The sequence below is a fragment of the Shewanella sp. A32 genome (assembly GCF_029167175.1).
Classification (GTDB): domain Bacteria; phylum Pseudomonadota; class Gammaproteobacteria; order Enterobacterales; family Shewanellaceae; genus Shewanella; species Shewanella yunxiaonensis.
This window is the reverse complement of the sequence record NZ_JARFTS010000008.1, coordinates 61,092-82,892: the sequence shown is the minus strand read 5'-3', so window position 1 is coordinate 82,892 and position 21,801 is coordinate 61,092. Positions and strand designations below refer to the sequence as shown.

The window sequence follows — 21,801 nt, the reverse complement described above, 5'->3', positions numbered from 1 at the left end:
AAGCATTAATCACAATAAAAAACAAATGTGTAACATTCAAGCAACACAATCCCCATTTAAACCTTCTGAAATATATAAAAAACACTTTAAAAACAATGCAATAACTTTGTGGAACAACGTTTGCTAATTGACGATGCATTCTTATTGTTGTTGCACAAACCGTGTTGAACTGGAAGAGGTTGCATGACTAAAACGGCCTTCCTTGATCTGGTCTCAACACAGTACGTACATCAATCCCAGTTGGATCGATTGCTATTTATAAGATCCAGGAGGAACACAAGATGAAAATTGTCAAATATTACCAGCTAATCAGGACATTAGGCATCGCCCTGTTCTGCGCTGCCGGTTTGTACAGTATCGGTGGACTGACGCCCGCAAATGCGTCATTTTTCCCGCAACTAACTGATCAGGCGTGTATGGCAGAACAGGCCGGGTTTGCATTGAACTGTACCGCGAATGACGTACGCGTCAGTAAGGTCGACCATATCACTAATCTGGATGGGTCTACTCCGGTAGAATGTACACTGGGCCAAGATGTGACATTTTTGGCCGATGTGACCATCACCACCACCGCAAACGAGCGTTACGACTACTCCGTGTACCTTCCTGAAGGTTCTTGGAGTGCTCAGGACAGTGACCCAACTAATACCTGTTCTATTCTGTTAGGCAAAACCAATGGACCTGGGGTCGATCTTGAAAATGGACTCGATGCCTGTGCCGATATCAGTAAAGCGGCCGGATACTCTGCGACCCACGTGTACACCGGTGAACAAATCACCATGTACTGCCGTGATGATGACAGCTCAGGCAAGGCAGAGTTTAACTACTGTATGGCCTGGCACAACAAAGAAGGTGCCGACTGTAGTGAAAATGACCCTGCGGCGCCGGGTACCCCGTCTAAATGTCGTTGTGATGCGTTTGATATCGATGTGTTTGTCAAACCTGAACCCCCAACAATCATGAAGTCAGCAGCAACTCCTGCTACTCATACCGAACCAGGTGGAGAATACAGCTTTAATGTCAACTTCAATAACCCCAACGATTACACCCCGATCTTCCTCACTGCATTAACTGATGAAATCGACGTGGATGGCGATGGTACTTATGATCTGACTATTAATCTGTGGGGGGCAACATCTACCGGTACCACCGATGGTGTGTATCTGACAGAAACTAACTGTACCCAGCCGGCCAACGGCGGTGAAATTGCCGCAAGTGGCTCTTACAGCTGTATGTTCAAGGTCAAGATTATTGATAGCCACCTGCCGTTTGTGCCCGATCCTCAGCTCTATAAAGACTATATCAAGGCACATCTGGTGGATATAAACGCGGATCCAGTACTGGACGGCGACAGTTGTGCCGCATTTAGTGGAGCCGTTGATGGCGATCATTGCTCTTTGGAGAAAACGGTATCAATCACCAATGTTCCCCCGGTGATCGATGTCCAGAAAACCACCAATATAGATCAGGTACCCGAATCTGGTGCCGATGTCATCTATACCGTCAAAGTCTTCAACCTTTCCGGCGATTTTGATGATCCGGTAACACTGACATCTCTGATGGATGATAAATTTGGTGATCTGAATGGTAAAGGTAGTTGTCTTACTGGTGTTTCCATTTATAAGGGCACTGGTAATGAATACATCTGTACATTTACTGAATTTATCTCTGGCACCGGTGCGGGTTCCCACACCAATACGGTAACCGCCAAAGCCGTGGATGACGAGAATGCAGAGGCGACCGATAACGATTCAGCCACTGTAACCATCAACGATATCCCATCAGCGATTACCCTGGAAAAAACAGCAAATCCGACTAGTGTGCTGGAGACTGGTGATGATCCGAGCGTGACACGTACTGTGAACTACACCTTCAGAGTTTCGGTAGATTCTCAGGTTAACGGTCAGAATACTGTCGATTATGTTACCTTCACTTCATTGACTGACGATAAATTTGGTACCCTGACTGGTGACTGTATGATCACTAACACCAGTGAATCCGGTGCCATTTCAGCAACTCCGCTGTTAGGTTATGTGCTGTATCCCGGACAATGGGCAGAGTGCGTCATCCCAGAACAGCTGAAGGGTAATGCCGGCGATTCCCATGTGAACGTTGCTACCGTTAACGGTATTGATAGTGATGGTCAGCCGGTAACCGATGACGACAACGCCACTGTGACCTTCACACCGACATCACCTGCCACCGATCTGAAGTTTGCTGCCAGCATGCTGGTAGTGCTGGAGATGCATAACGCCGGTATCGAAAACGTCACTCTTAACCTGTTGACTTTAGGCGGAGTTGACGTGTTCCCAGGTGCTGATGAAGCCGGATTCCGTATTATCAACGCTGGCGGCGATTTTGATGGTATGGCCTACCCACAGTGTGATTCTGGACATGAGCTAGGCTACAATGGCTCTGCTACAGACACTTATGCCTGTGCCTTTACTATTGAGTTCAAGCCAGGACTGGAAAATACCAATCCAATCAGCTTCCTGAACGATGTTGTAGTACAAGTAGTTGACGATGAGGGTGCTGATTCAACCTCTGATGTCACTATCCAGGTAGGTACTGCAGAATAAATTGTTATTCTCGGTAATACCTAACAAAAAGAGCCAGTATTCACTGGCTCTTTTTTATATCTAGCATCAGTTTAAGGCTTACCCTTACCTTTGCTGGTACTGGTCGTTGTATCCGACGTTGATGACAAGGTAACTGTCACTGTCGCAGTCGAACTGCTTTGGCCATCAGTGATGGTGTAACTGAAACTATCACTGCTTTTAAACGATTTGGAAGGGGTATAACGCAACACGCCATCAGCTGACATAGCGACGCTACCCTTTGCGCCTTGGGTAAAACTGACGATGGACAGTGCATCACCATCAGCATCCGTATCGTTTTGCAGCACGCTAACGTCTACCGCGACTTTACTGCTGATTGACACAGAATCATCCACCGCTACAGGAGCTGTGTTGGCAGCCTGCGCCACACTGTAGCTCGTCACCGCGCTGTTACTAATGCCGGTAGCGGTATTGCTGGCAGTGAATGTCAGGGAGTAATCACCGGCACTCGTATCTGTCGCTGAAGTAACCACCAAAGATAGGGTCTGGGTAGTACCACTTGCCAGCGTAATGCTGGCAGAACCTGCCTGCCATCCAGCAGGCACAGCGGCTGAGATTGCATAACTCATATTATCGCAGCTACTGTCGTTACCATTGCTGACCTTGACTGTGTAGGTTTGTTGAGTCCCCGCGGCTACTGAAGTACCACCACCAGTAACCACAATAGTTGGGGCCAACTCATTACATGTAGCTTGAGGGCTGCTGATGATATAACTAGCGCTGGCGCTGCTTTGTAACGTGCTGTCAGTCTCACTTGATGTCGTCATGCTGAAATCATAAGTACCATCATTAGCAGTGAGTGGCGATGCAACTTGCACCGCTACGGATTGCTGTTCACCTGGTTGCAGCGTCACACTGGCCGTTGTGGCACTCCAGCCAGCAGGCACTTGGGCTGCGACATCAAAGGTTGATGCGTCACAACCATCACTATCAAGGTTGCTGATGATCCCTTGGTAAGTCACTGCCGTACCTGCTTCGACTTCACCGCTAGTCGCTGTCTGTAAGCTCCAGCCAGGAGTACTGGCGGTACAGGTGTTTGCAATAGTCGCAATGACATAACTGACCGTCTGGCTGTTGCTGTATTCAGCGCCATCATTAGTCGCAGTGGCACTGATTGGCAAATCATAATAACCGTCTGCAGCAGTGGCAGCAGAGGTGACATTCAGCGTCACGGTATTACTTTGCCCAGGAGAGAGGGTCAACGTCTGTGCAGTCTGCTGCCAGCCGGTTGGTAACGCTGTGCTGACGGTAAAGCTGCTATCACTACATTCCAAACTGTCACTATTGGTCACAGTAACGCTATAAGCCACTGAGCTACCTGCTGTCACCCAATCACTGCTACCGGGGGTCACAGTAACCAACGGCTGAGACCGTACACAGGAACTGCCCTGATAGGTCACATAAACACTCGCATCTGAGCTACTTACGCTCTCCGTCGTAATAGTGACGCCTGCAGCGCTATCGTTATAACTTTTTCCGGCGGCTAATGCGGCATCGTCCAAATCAAACAAACTACTTTGAGGCGTCATGTCCAGCAGTTCGCTACTTTCAATATCGTTGGCACTTTCGTTAAGGTGTACCAGCACCCCCTGGGTGTCAGCCTTACCCGCCAAGAAAGCATCAAAACCAATGGGTTGACGATACTCCAGGTAATACCACAATGCGTCACCTGTCAGACTATCGGTGCCACGACGGACTTTTAACCCCTTCGGCTGACCGTCTCGGGCGGTTTCATAAGGTGTTATCTGGTAACTGCCATCGGTGTCCGCCTGTACAATATCAGCACTGGTCAACCAACCAAGGCGCTCTTTATTGAACAGGTTAAAATGGCCTTCAGACTTACCCATGATATCCAGCGTATCGCCGTAAGTAATCGCTATACAACTGTCACTCAGATAACCGCTACCACAGCTCAGTTCTTTCGCATGTTTTAAGCCGAGGTTATGACCGAGTTCATGACCAATAGTCAGCAGATTCATTTCGCCATTGATCCAGGCACGAGAAGGGCTACCACCGATGGTCCCCTGACCCCGCCAGCCACAGGTGCTGTTTTGAGGGAAGATATAAACCAGACGCTGGTACTGTGACAGATCGATACCATTATCTGTCGCCGCTTGCTGAGCATATGCATCCAACGACATGTAGTCACAGTTGGTATCTACCGGTAGCGTGTAATAGCCCTTAACATCACCGCTAAGCGATGTCTGACCATATGACGCTTCCTGGTAATACTGATTAATAGTGCCAAAGACCATCTGTTGAACTTCAGCAATAGTCCATGGTTGAACTGTCGGATTGTCCTGAAAATTAAGTAACAATACTAGCAACTTCTGATCGCCAGTGGTGCCACTGAGCACACCAGAGCTGGTCACAGGATCTGCCGTAGTAGTGTTATCAGTCGCCGCCAGCACCTGCAATGAATCGCTATCGTCAGCAACCGCTACGGCACTGACTTGCTGTTCAGTGTTCTTGAATTGCCAACCTTTGACTTTGACATTCATGCCTGATTTCAGCGCTTGTTGCTGTGATGCTGAAACTGCTAACTCAATGTTGTCGTTTTTATCATTAGAAATGAAATAGCGTATGCGATGAGTGCCATCTTCACTGTCTTCATTAACCAACAGCAACTTACCCTCCAGTTCGCCATACTGTGCCAAATAAGGCTGTATTTCTGTGGGTAATTGGCTCCTGACATCGGCGGGAAGAATTGCATTTACTGCCGCTTGGGGATCTTTTCTGAACAGCGCCAATAGCTTTTGCTGTCTTGTTTCTGCATTACTGACCAACTTGGCAATGTCCGCATTTCCATTGCTTTTTGTCGCTGCAACACCTTGCTTTCCCAAAGCGATTGAACGCGCTTCTACATCAGCTTTTAAGGTTGAAGTATTGCTAGTTTTGGAGGCTAAACGTTCGTCAACAGACGTACTCGCAAACAGCGCCGGACTGAGCACAGCGCTACATAACAGTATGAAGGCGGAAAATTTCATGATCGGTCTCATTTAAATTTTGAGCAAAACACATCCCTGCTGCAGACCGTATAAAAACGATGCGGCAAATTTGTATTTCTTGTATTTAACTATTTGAAACTTATATGCACGAAGGATTTCCCTTCCGCCATTTCGTGATATATGTCTCATTTTTTATTTCTAACAGGTTTTTACCTGTTTAGAGCAGGCATTCTAGGAAAGTAACAAAGCAATGTATATAGGCTGAAACCCAGTAAATTCGAGGGTTTCAGTAGTTTTCCTTGGAAAACAAGCAATAAGCATGATTAAAAAATATACTGGTCATACCAGATTATTTTTTGACCATTTTTCATTGGTTTACAATTTTAATATCTTATTAAAATGCATTTAAAAAAAGAAACAGTCAGTTAGCACTATATGCAACATAAAAATAACAATGACTGTTTTTTGACGCTATTAAATTTGAGTGATGGGATCGGCTAATTCAGGCATGGCGAAAATGCCACAGCAACCAATAAACCGGACGGATATCACGACCACCGATATCCCGAAAAGGACGCAGCAAATAATACAACCATTGCCAGCTTGCAAGAAAACGCTTGGTCTCTTGCCAGATCTGTTCGCCACCCGCATTGCGATAACATTCAATTACCCTCGCAATTTTGTCATTTACTGGCCCCAGATAGCGGTACAAACTATGGATATAAACCACCAGATCGCGCATGTACTGAAATAGCAGGCTTTTTTCTGGATGATGAGCCTCAAAATCAATAAACGTTACCTGCCCTTGTCGCCAACTGATGTCCCTTAATGCGGGTCGGCCATGGGCAAACCCCATGTTATGCAGTCCGGCTAGCGCTCTGGCACTGTCTTCTAGGATCTGCTGCAACATCTCATCGTCGATAAGAGGCGAATTCAACCAATCCTTTAATGTAATTCCCGCATCTTCCACCACGAAATAACCTGCACCAGAGTCAACAATCCGCGGCACCGGAGCTGAATTATTTTTCAGCAACAATAAGGTGCTTTTTTCATGTTCTAATGCTTGTTGGGGATTGGGCTTTAACACCCTTTGAGTACCATGCAGAATTTCCGCTTGTTTCAACCAGAAATAATTTCCCTGGTAGTCGAAACGGCATACACGTTGACCCGGATGAGTATTGAGCACCTGCTGCACCCGCTCTCTAAGACTTTGCTCCATAACAGGACTCCATTCCAAAATCAGAGCAATTATCTCTCCACTACCGTGGTCATATCAAAAACTTACAGCATATAATACCAATTAAATGTTAATAATTAGAATATTATACAAATCAAAAACACTTCATTTTGTTCTTGTTAACACTTGCCATTACCAAAATTAAACAACAGAAACAAAAACACCACCTAGGTTGGTGGTGTTTCATTTCTCGCGAAAGGATTATTCCTGACGTTCCTGCCAGTTTGTTGCTTTGTCTGCCAGCAGTACTGGAATTCCATCATCAATCGCATAAGCCAGTCGATCTACCTTACAGATCAGCTGCTGGTGTTCTTTATCGTATTCCAGCTTACCTTTACATACCGGGCACGCCACAATTTCCAGAAGTTTTTTATCAAATGCCATCTCTGACTGTCCTTTCTCATTACTCATGTCTGTTGGTCATTACTGTCCGCACTCGGGCCAGCAACTGCGATTCAAATTCTGCCGAAAACACGGCGTCTACTGCCAGGTACCACCAGTTATTATCACCGGCAAACGCCCGGCATTTTACAGCATCCTTCTCTGTCATCAGTAACGGCTGCTGCGAAGAGAACATCGCAAAATCTTGTACATTATAGGGATGATGATCCGCAAATACCTTGGTCTGTGCCAAGTTAAAGCCCTCAGCCTGTAATGTTTCAAAAAAACGCTGGGGATTGCCAATTCCCGCAATGGCGGTTATGGGTTCTGCGGTGGTTGGTACACTGTTCTGGTTAAGTGATGATACGGCGCGTAATCCGGCAGATTTTAGCGTCATAGCATAATGGCCCTGAGCATCCTGCTTGGCACCATTGCTCAGAATAAAATCCACAGTGCTTAACCGCCAGGCCCCTTCCCGCAATGGACCAGCTGGCAGCAACATACCATTGCCTAACCCTCGCTTAGCATCGAGCACCAGTAACTCTAGCGCCCGTCCCAAGCGATAATGCTGCAACCCGTCATCACTGATAATAACATCCACACCGGCTGACTGTAGCAACAACAAGCCCGTGGCAATACGATCACTGCCGACAGCCATCGGCACGCCAGTACGATTTACTATCATACAGGGTTCATCACCAACATCTGCCGGCGTTGAATCAGCAGTGACCATACGTGCAGTTGTCTGCTCACTACCATAACCGCGGCTGATAACGCCCGGGCGATACCCCTGACGCCGCAGCAACTCGATCAGATATATCACCACTGGCGTTTTACCACTGCCACCAACAGTAATATTACCGACCAGGATCACTGGCACCGGCAAAAGCTGTTGCTGTTTTATACCCAAACGGAACGCTAACCGACGCAAACCACTTATCAAAGCAAATAGCCATGATAACGGCCATAACAGCCAACGCGACCAATGGCGACCATACCAGATGCGGTTAATCAGTGTTTCCACCTGTGGTTAACTCCCAAATTGCATCTGATACAGTTTGGCGTACATTCCATCCTGAGCTAGCAGAGTCTTATGATTACCGCGCTCAACGATTTGGCCCTGATCAACTACCAGAATTTCATCAGCGTTTTCGATGGTTGATAGGCGGTGAGCAATCACAATTGACGTACGATCGCGTCGAAGGTTATCCAGTCCTTTCTGAATAGCCTTTTCAGATTCGGTATCCAATGCGGAAGTAGCTTCATCAAGGATCAGTACCGGAGCGTCCCGTAAAATGGCACGAGCAATCGCAATACGTTGCCGCTGCCCCCCTGACAAAGTGACGCCATTCTCACCAATTTCGGTATCAAGGCCCTTAGGTAATTTTTCGATAAACTCCGTGGCATAGGCCAGTCTGGCGGCATCTTCTACTTGTTCACGGCTGGCAGTTCCCGGATAAGCATATGCAATATTGTTGGCAATTGTGTCGTTGAACAATGTCACCTGCTGAGAGACCAATGCCACCTGACTACGCAAACACTTCAATGAATAATCATAGATACTGACATCATCCAGCAGTATATCGCCTTGTTCCAGGTTGCTGTAGAAGCGAGTTAACAAGCTGGCAATTGTGGACTTACCAGAGCCAGAACGGCCAACTAACGCTAAGGTATGACCCTGTTTGACGTCAAAACTCACATTTTTCAACGCCCGATTTTCCTGTCCAGGATAACGGAAATCTACATGGCGAAAATTGACATTTCCCAGCACCCGCTCGACTTCATGATGGCCATTGTCCTGTTCAGGAGGCGTATCCAATAACTCAAATACCGTGGTACAAGCGGTGATGCCGCGCTGAAACTCAGCATTAATGCGAGTCAGGTTCTTGATCGGCTGTAACATAGAAAGCATGCAGGCCAGCACGGTAGTAAAAATCCCAGCGGTCAGTTCTCCACGCAAACTATCGAGGCTGGCCGCAAAAATCACCGCCCCTAAGGCGAAGGAACCAATAATCATCACCAGAGGTTGACTAATGGCCTGGGTGGTTGCCAGTTTCATATTCTGATAGCGGTTGAAATCATTCGCTTTTTCAAAACGCTCGGCTTCTGTCTTCTGTCCACCAAACACCAGCACATTCTTGTGGCCTTTGATCATCTGCTCCGTCACCGTGGTGACGGAACCCATCGCATTCTGGATCTGTCTGGAAACCTTGCGAAAGCGTCTACTGACGATGGTGATCACCAGCGCGATAGCAGGAGCAATCACCAGAATAAAAATGGATAATTTCCACGACAAAAAAAACATCATTCCAATCATGCCGATAACGGTGATGCCATCACGCACGATGGTGATCAACGCATTACCCGAGGCGCGGGCAATTTGTTCGGTGTCGTAGGTTACCTTGGAAATAAGACTACCGGAGTTTTGTTGATCCATATAACTGACCGGCAGTTTGAGAATGTGTTCAAACACCTGTTGGCGCATCTCCTGGATAACCTTGGTACTCATATAGGAAATACCGTAGGTTGAGATAAAGTTAAACAGGCCACGCAGGATAAATAAACCCACGACGATAAATGGCGCCATCGCCAACACATCATTTCCAGACTGAAAACCTTGGGTGGACACAATATCGGTACCCACGGTAACCGCTGATTTGGGTGCAAAGCCCTCATCAACAAACGGTTTTATAAAACCCATAAAGGTGACATCAACCGCACCGTAGCCAAGCAGTCCCAGTACGGAAATGATGAACACTTTTTTCAGATGCTGGACATAAGAAACTAACCTTTTGAATACTATCCAGGTTTCATTTTTCGGAGTATTGGTCATGGGTGACGATAACTGCAATGATATTGGCAAAGTCGGCATTCTACTCTGGATTGCCTGTGTTACCAAATCCAAACAAACGGTTGTACCAATAGGGGAAAATACGTTTACGGTAGGGATAAACTTCAATCCCCTGATCGTTGATGACAAAGCTTAGCTGTCCCTGCTCTCCCGTAACTAACTGATATGAGTTTAGCTTGCGGTATCTCGCCTGAACTTCCGGTTTAGGAAACTGCCAACGATTGCCCAAACCGGCCGGATAAACCACCCAGGTTGGCCGCACCGCAGCAACAAAATCGGCAGTGGATGAGGTTCGGCTGCCATGATGTGGCGCTAGCAGGATATCGGCTGTCAATGAGATTGCCTGACGTAACAGTGCAACCTCACCTGGCAATTCAATATCTCCGGGCAACAGCACGACATGTTGGCCATCAGAGACACGTAAAACGCAGGAGCCATCGTTACCGGCCGCCGCAGTCGCTGGACCGAGTATCGTGAGCGTTAAAGCATGCCAATGCCATTGTTTGGGTCGGCAATCAGTATACGCAGGTAAGCCTTTAACATCAGTGATCAGTTGCGTCGCTGGAAATGTCTGCATTATTGCCTGAGCACCGCCAGCATGGTCGTTATCACCGTGGCTGACCAACAAATAGTCGAGCTGCCAAACTCCCTGCGCAGCCAGAAAAGGTAAAACGACCTGTTCAGCGTAACTATATCCGGAAGGAAATGAAGCTCCCGTATCAAATAGCAGCGCATGGGGCCCCTGCTGCACGACAACCGCTAACCCCTGGCCAACATCCAACACATGTACTTGCCACCCTTTTGAATGAAGCACGCTACTCCATTGCCCCAATTGCAACACGGCAGGCAAAGATAGTAGCAGGGGCAGCCACAAATAAGTGCTGAAAGGACGCCAGTACCACACCAATACCGCGGCCAGTAAGAACAATAGACTCAAAGTCAATGACCACGGCAATAACACCCAACTGCCTGGCAGATGATCACTTAATTGCCATAACACATTGGCTGGCAACAAGGCCCAATCTGCCAAATGCCAGGGTATCAGCGCAAAATTATCAGGAAAATTCAGCACACTGAAACAGCCCCAGAACAGCAGCGCCATTAACGCCAGCGGGATCGCCACCAAGCTGAACCAGGGGACTAACAATAAATTGATCCAAAAACTGTGCAGACTGATACCGCCGAATAGCAGCGCCTGCACCAACGTTAAACCTAAGCATAAACGCCATTGGATCCGCCAAAATTGCCTGAACCAGTGGAAAAATCTACGTTGCCAAGACTCATCACTTGATAGGCGTGGACGTTGCCACTCCCACAGAATTAACGCCAGCGCTATAAATGACAGCCAAAAGCCGCCACTTAACGGGGCCAGAGGATCCAACAGTAAGACAACTGCCATTGCCCACAACCAGCGCTCCCAAACAGATACGGCACGCATTGACAGATTGACCAATATCAAAGCAAGTAACATTAATAGCGCTCGTTGTACCGGTATTCCAAAACCCGCTAACCACGCATACACAGCAGCCGCAGCTAATGCCAGTAATTGCGCCACCAGCAAATTACGCCGCCCGGTGGTTGGCCAAAGGCGCGTGAACGCGAAACGAGACAAGCCATACAACCACAGGGCAACTACTGACAGGTGCAAACCAGAAATCGCCACTAAATGACCGGTACCGCTCTGGCGTAGCTGCCGCCAACGTTGTTCATCAATATACACACGTTCCCCCATCACCAATGCCAGCAGAATATCGCCATTGTTAAATCGGTTCAGGATAGGAGCTAAATGCGTTAATAATGACGCCCGCCAATCATCGGCAGTCTGCTCTCTCACCGCAGAAATCACGCTACCCTTAACAGTAATATGCTGCGCTAACAGATAACGTTGTTGATTAAACCCACCTTGATTTAATACTGAGGGAAACGCGCGTGGACGCACCTGAAACTGCCAATGTTCACCTATTTGCGGTAATAAGGTTGCCGGAGGGGAAAGTTGTTTTACGTCCCAGCCCAGACGCCAGTGTCTGGCGGCGATCCCATTATTGGATTTTCTTGATTCAGCAACTTCTATATTAATCCAGTCGCCATTGCGGTTAACCAGTGATATGATTTTCCCCCGCACAGTCAGGGGTGTCGTCTGTCCCCGAAGCGATGAATATTCGTCCACTTCCTGCAACGACAATATCGAATGGCAATACACTGTCATCCACAAAATCCCTGCAAGGGCTCCGCACATTAGCGCTTTTACGTTATTTGCGTAATTCCATTGCCAGAGTGCGCACAGAAGTAAAGCCCCTGCAATAATTAACTGTGATAATGGAGTGGATGGCATCGTTGGCCAGAAAATGGTCGACGTGATTGCCAGGCAAAAGCCGCTCAGTATGTAATTCATCAGCTAAGTTAAGACAGCAATCGAATCTTATGCCAAAGAAACTGATAAAAAAGTTCCTACCTAAACCCGAAGTTCTACGGGAACACAAATACCTGCGTATGTTTGGTGGTTTGCTGAATAACCCGAATCTTTGGGCACTTACCCGTCGTTCAGCCCCAGGTGCATTTGCTATTGGCTTATTCGTAGCCTGGATCCCCATGCCTTTTCAAATGGTACTGGCCGCTGCACTCGCCATTGCCTTTAACGTGAATCTGCCAGTCTCAGTCGCATTAGTTTGGATTACCAATCCAGTGACTATGCCACCGATGTTTTATTTGGCGTATCTGGCCGGCGCCAAAATACTGCACCATCCGCCAGAACAGTTTGCCTTCGAATTATCATGGAAATGGATTGAAGAGTCCTTTTCAACCATTGCGCCGCCCTTTTTCCTGGGATGCTTTGTCTTCGGCGTTATCAGTGCCGTGGTGGGATATGCGGTCGTGCGAAGCGCCTGGCAATATTCAATCTATATGCAGTGGCAGAAACGCCGCGGAAAATAAGTATGTGTCGCCATAGTCAACAGGCCGCGTAAGCGGCCTGTTGTATTTTTAATGCTTAGCGTGCGGCCAAGGCTCTCGCCGGTGCGATACGACTGGCGCGATATGCCGGATATAACGTTGCCAGTAAACTCATTATCAGGGCCATCAGTAATACCAGTATTACATCTGACAACTCCAACCGAGATGGCAAAAAATCAATAAAGTAGACATCAGCTGACAAGAATTGGTGGCCAGTCAGCTTTTCAATAAATGCCGTGATTGCTGAAAGATTACGCGCCAATAACACCCCGACGACCGTGCCAATCGCACAGCCGACGACCCCGTTCAGTGCACCCTGCACCATAAACACAGCCATCATCGCTTTACGACTAAATCCCATCGTCATTAAAATTGCAATTTCTGCCGCTTTATCCCGCACCGCCATCACCAACGTCGAGACAATATTGAAACAAGCTACCGCAATAACAAGTGCTAAAACCAGATACATAATGGTACGTACCATCTGGATATCCTGATAAAGATGGCCCTGCGTGCGCGTCCAGTCACTGATATAAAGCATCTGTTGCTGCTGGTAACCAAGTTCACGGATAAGTCTTGGCGCTTCAAAAACCCGGGCAACCTTGATACGCACCGCATTAACCGCATCGCCAAGCCCCATCAGTTTTTGAGCATAAGCTAAAGGCATGTAAGCATTGGCATAGTCTAATTCACCACCGACGCTAAAGCTGCCGCTGATAACCAAGGTATGGCTACGCGCACGACCGATATCTGTTGCCGCAGATTGGCTTTTAGGCGGGGGTAGGTAAAGCGTCACGGAATCGCCGATTTTTAACCCCAGTTTTTTCAGCAACGCTTGTCCCATCACAATATGATTGGCATCGCCTTCCAGACTCTGCCAGCCTTGTTGAGACAGGTAATTGCCAAGGGCGGATACTTTCTGCTCCAAGGTCGGGTCAACGCCGGTTATCTGGATCCCAGCAAACCCGCCAGGTTTCTGTATCAATCCCTGAATTTTTACCATGGGTGCGGCGGCGGTAATACCGTTAATGGCACTAGCATCTGCCACCATCTGTCGCCAATCGCTAATGGGTTGTCCGGCGGAGAGCAGTTCGCCTTGAGGTACCACGCCCAACAAGCGCTTTTCCAGTTCACTTTCAAAGCCGTTCATCGCAGACAGCACCAAAATAAGCACTGCCACACCTAACGCTATCCCAGCAGTGGATGCAAAAGAGATAAAACTGACAAAGCCGCTGCGCTGCCGCGCCCGATAGAAACGCCAACCGATCAGTAAAGGCAGCGCCGATTTCATACGTGGTTCTCCATTTCACTCAAATGGCCATCGACCATTTGCAGTTGTCGATCCATACGCGCCGCCAACTGATGATCATGAGTGACAACCACAAACGCAGTCCCCAACTGCGAGGCCAGTTCTCTAATCAACTCGTAAACCGCTTCACCGCTACTGGCGTCCAGATTGCCGGTAGGCTCGTCGGCTAAGACTAGTTTCGGGTTGTTGATTAACGCTCTGGCAATCGCCACGCGTTGCCGCTCGCCGCCAGAAAGTTCAGAGGGTAAATGTTGCAGTCGATGGGCGAGTCCCACCCTGGCTAGCAACGCTTCAGCCTGCTGCCGTACCTCTTGTTTATTACGCCCGGCGATCCAGCCCGGCATACAGACATTTTCCAGCGCAGTGAACTCAGGTAGCAAATGATGAAACTGGTAGATAAAACCCAACGCTTGATTGCGAATTTGAGCCTGTCGCGCGGCTGAGACCTGATACAGCTCTTCACCGTCCAATAATACCTGCCCTGCGCTTGGCTTATCCAGTGTGCCGATAATATGCAACAAGGTGCTCTTCCCCGAGCCCGAACTGCCAACAATTGCTAATTGCTCACCCGCATTTACTGTCAGCGCCACCTCATGCAACACCGGTGTGCTAAGTTTACCTTCTTGATAACTCTTGCTGACCCCTTGGACTTGCAGTAATGGCATATTCTGCATCTGTTCTCTCTTAGCTTTATTCATAACGAAGGGCATTGGCTGGCTGCACCGTTGCAGCTCGTAACGCCGGATAAAGTGTCGCCAGTAACGTGATGACGACAGTGCCGATGGCAATTGCAAGTAACTGTTGATGATTGATAATCACCGGTAATAACTGACCGGGGCCAAGAATACTGATCCCCACACTGTTAAGTAGCGGATTGATATATTCGGTCGCCGTAATACCTAACGCCAGCCCGAGCACTAGACCCAACAACGCATTGAGTGATCCCTGAAACACAAACACCAGCATAATGTCCACACGCCCGAGTCCCTGCGTTTTCAGCACCGCTACATCTGATGTTTTATCGACCACCATCATCACCAGTGCCGATACGATATTAAATGCAGCAACGGCAATGATCAGGCTGAGCATCAGCGACATCATGTTCTTTTCCATTTTTACAGCAGCAAACAGGTGGCCATAGCTATCGCGCCAATCACTGGCTGAAACGTTTAAACCTTGTTTTGCCAATAACTGCTCGACTTTTGGCGTCAATTGCGGCGCGGCAAACGGATCGGTCAAGAACAAGCGTAAATCTTGGATTGCATCTGGAGACTTACGCATTAGTCGGCGAGCATCGGCATAATGGATATAGGCAACATTGGCATCAACCTGTGATCCCATATCAAATACGCCCGCGACCACAAAAGTGCGTTGACTTGGCACCGGCCCTAATGGTGAATACACCACGCCATCACCACTTAGCAGCCGCACTTTATCACCGCTACTGACATTCAGTCGTCTGGCTAACTCGCCACCGAGCAGCACCTTGTAACTGCCACTCCGCAGCGCGTTGTAGGCTTCTGGAAATGTATGGTCAGCGATCGGTGACAACTGACGATCAGCATCTGGAATGATGCCGTAGAGTTGCACTGCACTGATATTCTCGCTGGACTGCACCATCGCTTGTGTGGCGATAGAAGGCGCCGCGCCACGCACTCCCGGTAGAGTTTTCAGCGACTCAGCCAAATTTTGCCAATCACTGAAGGGGTGTTCACTATGCACGGTGAGTTGTGGTACAGCACCTAAAATCCGCTGTTTGAGTTGCCCTTCTAAACCGTTCATTACTGAACTGACAATAATGAGTGCGGCGACTCCGAGGAAAATACCACTGACTGCAAAAAAAGTGATAAAGGAGGCAAAGGCATTAGACTTACGTGCCCGCCAATAACGGTAACCAATAAAACAGGAAAGAACCGGGTTCATGGACAGAACAGCGTCTCCTCAACCATGACACGGCCAAATCCGCGCCAAGCTTGCTAAATCATTGAAGTGGGCACGATAATAGGTGGATTGACCGGTTAAATACAAGAGACTTTGCCTTGTTTCCAGAATCCAGTGCTTATTTCAGTGTGCCGCACCCATTTGACGCTTATATTTCGTTATGGCCAGCAGAACTGCCATTGCCAGATGAAGCACAACTGCAAGCTATGAAATCCAAAGGGATGCAGTTGATGGGCGAAGTCAAAGCGCTTGAAGGTGACTGCCTCATTCACCTGCGGCAGATGGGTGACGATGGCCGAGCCATTGTGGAATATCTGAAATTGCAATCACGCAAGATCGATTTGGTACTCCAGCACCTATTGGAACAGGAAGCGCGGGATGGCGAACACTGTATCGGTCTACAATTTGGTGGCAGCGGCGTACGGCTGCAAAGCCAGATAACCTTACCGCGTGGTAGTCTGGTTAAATTACTGTTGTTTGTGCGCGAAGAGATCCTGTCAGTCTTATGCATGGCTAAAGTCACTGATAGTCGCGAAGATCCCGATAATCCAGGGTTATATCTGCTGGATATGGAATATAGTGTTATCACTGAAGCTGAGGTAGAACAGCTAGTGAAAGCCAGCCTGGTGATCCAGCAGAAACAACTGAAGCTCCGCAAAGTGAGCCGCTGACGACACTGGTACTCGCCGACGCAAATCTCTACAATGTGCGCAATCCTTTCAGAATGAACCTTTTTTTGCCGCTTCAATGACCGTTTTTTCTGTTCTGGCACCGCAGGGTGCCACCAAAGCGGGAGATATCCGCTACCTTGGCTTGCCAGAAGGTGTGCCCCGAGCATTAACGTTAGCCTCTTTGGCGCAACAGCACGGTGGCATCACGCTACTGGTGACACCAGATACACCAACGGCGCTGACACTCGAAGCTGAACTGCGCTATTTGCTTGCGGATAAAGTGCCAGTGTGGCTGTTTCCAGACCGGGAAACCCTGCCTTACGACAGTTTTTCACCACATCAGGACCTGATCTCACAGCGACTGGAAACGCTATCACGTCTGCCCAGCGCAAAACAGGCATTAGTGATCGTCCCGGTGACCACACTGATGGTGAGATTACCGCCTAAGGCATTTCTCAGCGCCAATGTGATGTTGCTGAAACAAGGCGACCACTATCCGCTACAACAGATGCGTGAACATTTGGTGAATGCCGGTTACCACTTAGTTGGTCAAGTCTATGAACATGGCGAATTCGCCATCCGCGGTTCTATTCTGGATATTTTCCCGATGGGCTCGACAGCGCCGCTGCGAATCGAACTCTTTGATGATGAAGTAGAGTCTATCCGCTATTTTGATGCTGACACCCAGCTATCTCAGGAGCCGGTTGACGCGATCCGCATGTTGCCAGCTCGCGAATTTCCAACCGACGATGCGGCGATTGAAGGTTTTCGTCTGCGCTACCGGCGTTACTTTGAAGTGGTAGTTAAAGAACCTGAGTCAGTTTATCAGCAAGTCAGCCGTCACTTGATGCCAGCAGGTATTGAAAACTACCTGCCATTGTTTTTCGATGAAACAGCCAGCCTGTTCGATTATCTGAGCAGTGACGTGCAGTTAATCACTATTGGTGATTTACAAACTGCTGCCGATGCCCATTTGACCCAAGTACAACACCGCTACGAAGACCGCCGCGTTGATCCATTGCGACCACTGCTGGCACCCAAGGATCTTTATCTGCTGACCGATCAACTTTTCGGCAGTTTTAAAGTCTTGCCGCGTGTTCAAGTAGACCTGCCGGACAGCCATAAGCATCAGTGGCATGCAGCCGTTAATCAGCTTCCAGATCTGAGCGTTAATCATAAACAGAAACAGCCGCTCGCTGCGCTGGCAGAGTTTACCGCACAACATGACAAAATCTTATTTAGTGCCGAATCTGAAGGTCGCCGCGAAGCACTGCTGGAATTATTAGCCAAAATCGATCTCAAGCCGCTGTTGTTCGGCGGTATCCGTGAGTTTTTGCAGAGTGATAGCAGTATCGGCCTGATAGTATCGCCACTGTCGGTCGGTTGTCAGTTGCAGGATCCTCGGTTGAGCATCATCTGTGAAACCGAACTGTTCGGTATGCGTATTTCACAGCAGCGACGCCGCGATAAACAGCGACAGATCAGTCAGGACGCGCTTATTCGCGATTTGGCGGAACTGAAAGTCGGTCAACCAATTGTGCATCTGGAACATGGTGTAGCCTTGTATCAAGGATTGGAAACCCTTGATGCTGGCGGCATGGTGGCTGAATATCTCAAGTTGGAGTATGCCGGTGGTGACAAACTCTATGTGCCGGTGTCGTCACTGCATCTTATCAGCCGCTATACGGTCGGGCCGGATCAGGAACCGGGCCTCAACAAACTGGGTAATGACACCTGGGACAAAGCCCGTAAGAAGGCGATTGAGCGGATCCGAGATGTTGCGGCAGAACTGCTCGACATCTATGCCCGTCGCCAGTCCCGCCCCGGCGTGGCAGCCAAACTGGATCAACAGGATTACGCGCTGTTTGCCCAAAGTTTTCCGTTTGAAGAAACAGTAGATCAGGAAACCGCCATTGATGCCGTGTTGCTGGACATGCAATCGCCGGTTGCGATGGATCGTCTGGTGTGTGGCGATGTGGGTTTTGGTAAAACGGAAGTTGCCATGCGCGCAGCATTTGTCGCAGTTAATGCAGGTAAACAAGTGGTGGTGTTAGTACCAACTACGCTACTGGCGCAACAGCACTATGAAAACTTTAAGGACAGATTTGCCGACTGGCCGGTGCGCATCGAAGTGATGTCACGCTTCCGCACAGCGAAAGAGCAACAACAGGTGATTGACGCACTTGCCGATGGCAAGGTCGATATCGTCATCGGAACCCATAAACTGCTGAATTCTGAAGTACGCTTTGAAGACCTTGGCTTATTGGTCATCGATGAAGAACATCGATTTGGCGTACGTCAGAAAGAGAAGATTAAGGCCTTAAGAGCAAATGTGGATATTCTGACGCTCACCGCAACCCCTATTCCGCGGACGCTGAATATGGCGATGTCAGGGATGCGTGACTTGTCGATTATCGCTACCCCGCCGGCCAAACGACTGGCGGTAAAAACCTTTGTCCGCGAATACGATAAAAATACTGTACGCGAAGCGATTCAACGTGAAATTCTCCGTGGTGGGCAGGTGTATTTTCTGCATAACAATGTGGAGACTATCGAAAAAGCCGCCGAAGATATTCGGGAACTGGTGCCACAGGCTCAGGTCGTTGTGGCCCACGGGCAAATGCGTGAACGCGATCTGGAACGCGTGATGTCGGACTTTTATCACCGTCGTTATAACGTCTTGGTCTGTACCACTATTATTGAAACCGGTATCGACGTTCCAAGTGCCAACACCATAATTATCGAACGCGCCGATATGTTTGGACTGGCGCAATTGCACCAGCTCCGCGGTCGTGTTGGCCGTTCACATCATCAGGCCTACGCCTACCTGATGACACCGCATCCCAAACGCATGACGACTGATGCCAGAAAACGCCTTGAAGCGATTGATGCACTCGAAGATCTGGGCGCAGGTTTTATGTTAGCAACACAAGATCTGGAAATTCGAGGTGCAGGTGAACTGCTCGGTGAAGAACAGAGTGGCCATATCTCAAAAATTGGCTTCAGCCTGTATATGGACATGCTGGAATCAGCCGTGAATGCGCTCAAACAAGGTAAAGAACCATCTCTGGCACAAATGCTTAATGAACAGAGCGAATTGGAACTGCGGATCCCGGCGCTGTTACCGGAAGATTATGTCGGCGATGTGAATATTCGCCTGTCGCTGTACAAACGCATTGCTAATTGCCGCAGTGAAACCGCATTAGATGAGCTAAAAGTAGAACTCATCGACCGCTTTGGTTTGTTGCCGGAAGCCACCCGCAATCTCATGCAGATGACGCTACTGAAACACCAGGCCACCGGTTTGGGAATTAAAAAGCTGGAGATGCACAGTCGCGGCGGCAGTCTCGAATTTCGTGAAGATCATCGGATCGATCCTGGTTTCATTATTGGGCTTCTCCAATCTCAACCACAAATCTATCGAATGGATGGTCCGAATAAGTTAAAGTTCACGATGGCAACTGAGAGTAGTAAGCAGCGATTAGATCTGGCTACGTTGCTATTAGCACAGTTAGCACAACACACTCTGGGAGATAAATAGTGTTTGCAAAATTTCTGCTGGCAGCGCTGACAACAATGGCTCTGAGTCCCATTGTTCAGGCGGCACAGTATCCATGGTACGAAGTGGAAATCTATGTTTTTGAACGCCAATCCCACAGTGATGAACATTGGCCTGACACTCCACTGGACTTAAAAACCACTAATGCAGTGGATTTGCTTACGCCACAAGTTGCCAGTGATATTACCGGCGTCAGCATGGCATTAGGTGATTGTGGCAAAAACAGCTGGAATACCGTTGGTAGTGTAAGTAACAGCGATGGTACTAATACTCAGCCACAACAACCGTGCCATGGGCTGGAAAGTGCTACCACCTTGGTAATGCCGAAAATTATGCCCGTCAATGTATTACCAAAGAATGTTCAGACCGCAGATTTACAGACCGCAGTGCTGGAAGGCGCAGACCAGGCACAATTTGGGGACATGATTGCTAAACTCCAACGCCAAGCGGGCGTACAATCGCTGTTGCATATGACCTGGAAACAAGAAATGAAGCCACGGCGTCAGGCTCAGCCCTTGCACTTGTTTGCAGGGCAAGATTTTTCTGAGCGTTTCCAAGCTAATGGACTACCGATCAGCCAGCAAGCTGTCACCCAAAGCAGTTTTGGTGGAATTAACGAGTTGATGCCACAGGAAAAGCCCGCGCCAGTATGGAAATTTGATGGACTGTTGAATATCTACCTAAATCACTATCTATACGTAGAAACCCGCTTTAACTTGCGTCAAGCTGGGCAAAAAAGCATTTCATTGGAGGGGCAGCCTGCAACTGTCATCCCTTACCTTTACAGCATGCCAATGGAACAAAACCGCAGGATCCGTAGCACGGAAATTCACTATTTTGACCATCCGGCAATGGGCATGATTCTGCAGGTAAGACGTATGCAGCAACCAGATGGAGCTGAGCCGCAACAGGAACCGGAGTCTCAGGAGATTGAAGATGATCAACCGCAGACGCCACCGGCGGCTGAGACAACTACGCCATCCACCAAGAATATCCAGCCGCTACAAAATTAAACGGTAATAGAAAAGTCGAGGTAGATTTCATCTGCCTCGTCTTCTTCTACAAATACGTTGTCCACTTTGGCATTTGCTGGTCCCGTCTCACACCAGGCAATTAGCTGATCGACAGCAGGGAAAGCACCTTGCGCCAGGATCTGTACACTGCCATCATCCATGTTGCTGACATAGCCGGTAACCCCAAGCGCATTGGCCTTCTGCAACGCTGAATATCGAAATCCAACGCCCTGCACTTTGCCCCTAATGGTGATCATCACCCTTTTCATGCTACCCGCTCCCCTTTGTCATTGCTCTTATAAATCAAGCACTACGAACGCGAAA

Annotated in this window: 15 protein-coding genes; 5 read left to right on the top strand and 10 right to left on the bottom strand. The window is 48.5% G+C overall.

What is annotated here, in order from left to right:
• The first annotated feature begins 281 nt into the window (after positions 1–281).
• Positions 282–2,579 carry a hypothetical protein gene (locus tag PY479_RS08360; RefSeq protein WP_212596064.1) on the top strand — a complete coding sequence of 766 codons (2,298 nt, stop codon included), beginning with the start codon at positions 282–284 and terminating at the stop codon, positions 2,577–2,579.
• A 71-nt stretch (positions 2,580–2,650) separates the two neighbouring features.
• Here the strand turns inward: PY479_RS08360 and PY479_RS08355 are convergent, their stop codons facing one another.
• From PY479_RS08355 to PY479_RS08330, 6 genes are all read right to left on the bottom strand, one after another.
• Complete coding sequence (locus PY479_RS08355) at positions 2,651–5,605, bottom strand: Ig-like domain-containing protein (RefSeq protein WP_275483472.1); 2,955 nt, start codon at positions 5,603–5,605, stop codon at positions 2,651–2,653.
• Between the two features lie 463 nt (positions 5,606–6,068).
• Entirely contained in the window at positions 6,069–6,785 is a 717-nt protein-coding gene (locus PY479_RS08350) for a serine/threonine protein phosphatase (protein ID WP_212596062.1), read from the bottom strand.
• 219 nt (positions 6,786–7,004) lie between these two features.
• Entirely contained in the window at positions 7,005–7,187 is a 183-nt protein-coding gene (locus tag PY479_RS08345) for a Trm112 family protein (protein WP_212596547.1), read from the bottom strand.
• A gap of 19 nt (positions 7,188–7,206) precedes the next feature.
• Complete coding sequence (gene lpxK / locus PY479_RS08340; protein ID WP_275483471.1) at positions 7,207–8,208, bottom strand: tetraacyldisaccharide 4'-kinase; 1,002 nt, start codon at positions 8,206–8,208, stop codon at positions 7,207–7,209.
• Positions 8,209–8,214: 6 nt separating this feature from the next.
• A complete protein-coding gene (gene msbA / locus PY479_RS08335) occupies positions 8,215–10,017 on the bottom strand; it encodes a lipid A export permease/ATP-binding protein MsbA (protein ID WP_275483507.1) in 1,803 nt (600 codons plus the stop codon).
• A 40-nt stretch (positions 10,018–10,057) separates the two neighbouring features.
• A complete protein-coding gene (locus tag PY479_RS08330) occupies positions 10,058–12,367 on the bottom strand; it encodes a DNA internalization-related competence protein ComEC/Rec2 (RefSeq protein WP_275483506.1) in 2,310 nt (769 codons plus the stop codon).
• 89 nt (positions 12,368–12,456) lie between these two features.
• Here PY479_RS08330 and PY479_RS08325 point away from each other — a divergent pair, with 89 nt between their 5' ends.
• Positions 12,457–12,966 carry a DUF2062 domain-containing protein gene (locus PY479_RS08325; protein ID WP_212596059.1) on the top strand — a complete coding sequence of 170 codons (510 nt, stop codon included), beginning with the start codon at positions 12,457–12,459 and terminating at the stop codon, positions 12,964–12,966.
• Positions 12,967–13,021: 55 nt separating this feature from the next.
• On the opposite strand, the gene lolE is transcribed toward PY479_RS08325, so the two are convergent.
• The 3 genes from lolE to PY479_RS08310 are packed head-to-tail and all read right to left on the bottom strand — an operon-like array spanning position 13,022 to position 16,216.
• Positions 13,022–14,275: a lipoprotein-releasing ABC transporter permease subunit LolE gene (lolE, locus tag PY479_RS08320; protein WP_212596058.1), complete on the bottom strand. Its 1,254-nt coding sequence runs from the start codon at positions 14,273–14,275 to the stop codon at positions 13,022–13,024.
• Positions 14,272–14,967 (bottom strand): lipoprotein-releasing ABC transporter ATP-binding protein LolD, encoded by a 696-nt coding sequence (gene lolD / locus PY479_RS08315; protein ID WP_212596545.1) that lies wholly within the window; start codon positions 14,965–14,967, stop codon positions 14,272–14,274. Before lolD ends, lolE begins: the two co-directional genes overlap by 4 nt.
• 16 nt (positions 14,968–14,983) lie before the next feature.
• Positions 14,984–16,216: a lipoprotein-releasing ABC transporter permease subunit gene (locus PY479_RS08310; RefSeq protein ID WP_212596057.1), complete on the bottom strand. Its 1,233-nt coding sequence runs from the start codon at positions 16,214–16,216 to the stop codon at positions 14,984–14,986.
• Positions 16,217–16,332: 116 nt separating this feature from the next.
• Between PY479_RS08310 and PY479_RS08305 the strand changes: the two genes are divergently transcribed.
• The 3 genes from PY479_RS08305 (at position 16,333) to PY479_RS08295 (ending at position 21,477) form a co-directional block, all read left to right on the top strand.
• Positions 16,333–16,905 carry a hypothetical protein gene (locus PY479_RS08305; RefSeq protein ID WP_275483470.1) on the top strand — a complete coding sequence of 191 codons (573 nt, stop codon included), beginning with the start codon at positions 16,333–16,335 and terminating at the stop codon, positions 16,903–16,905.
• A 76-nt stretch (positions 16,906–16,981) separates the two neighbouring features.
• Positions 16,982–20,446, top strand: coding sequence for a transcription-repair coupling factor (mfd, locus tag PY479_RS08300; RefSeq protein ID WP_212596055.1), 3,465 nt, complete (start codon positions 16,982–16,984; stop codon positions 20,444–20,446).
• Positions 20,446–21,477 carry a CsiV family protein gene (locus tag PY479_RS08295; RefSeq protein ID WP_275483469.1) on the top strand — a complete coding sequence of 344 codons (1,032 nt, stop codon included), beginning with the start codon at positions 20,446–20,448 and terminating at the stop codon, positions 21,475–21,477. Before mfd ends, PY479_RS08295 begins: the two co-directional genes overlap by 1 nt.
• Here PY479_RS08295 and PY479_RS08290 read toward each other — a convergent pair.
• Positions 21,474–21,746 (bottom strand): acylphosphatase, encoded by a 273-nt coding sequence (locus PY479_RS08290; protein WP_212596053.1) that lies wholly within the window; start codon positions 21,744–21,746, stop codon positions 21,474–21,476. The genes PY479_RS08295 and PY479_RS08290 overlap by 4 nt on opposite strands.
• Between the last annotated feature and the right edge of the window lie 55 nt (positions 21,747–21,801).